Source organism: Corallococcus sp. AB049A, from assembly GCF_003668885.1.
Taxonomy (GTDB): domain Bacteria; phylum Myxococcota; class Myxococcia; order Myxococcales; family Myxococcaceae; genus Corallococcus; species Corallococcus interemptor.
Genome location: NZ_RAWL01001075.1, coordinates 1 through 452, shown reverse-complemented (window position 1 = coordinate 452; position 452 = coordinate 1). Strand labels below are relative to the sequence as shown.

The window sequence follows — 452 nt, the reverse complement described above, 5'->3', positions numbered from 1 at the left end:
GCTCCTACCTGGCTGAAGCGCTCCAGCGCTCGGGCTTGGGCACCGTCTTCACCCTTCACGGCGGGCACCTCGACGCCTTCTTCGTCGAGTGCCGAAAGTACGGGATCTCACTGACCGACACCCGCCACGAGGCAACCGCCGGGCATGCGGCGGCCGGCTATGCCAAGGCCACCGGTACGCCTGCGGTCGCGGTCGTCACCTCGGGCCCCGGATTTCTCAACGTCGTCACCGCAGTGGGCGATGCGTTCCTCGATCGCGTCCCGATGATCGTCATCGCTGGCGCCCCGCCGCTGCGGGAGAGCGAACGCAATCTGCTGCAGGCCGGGATCGACCAGATCGGGATGATCAAGCCCGTCACGAAGTTCGCCTTCCAGGTCACCCACCCCTGGCGGATCCCCGAAATCGTCGGGCTCGCTAAAGCGAAGGCAACCGAGGGGGTGCCTGGCCCCGTC

General features: G+C 67.5%; 1 protein-coding gene. It reads left to right on the top strand.

Annotated elements, in window-relative coordinates; genetic code table 11:
* Nucleotides 1-452 (top strand): thiamine pyrophosphate-binding protein (locus D7X55_RS40920; protein ID WP_255425069.1); only part of this gene is annotated, 452 nt, incomplete at both ends.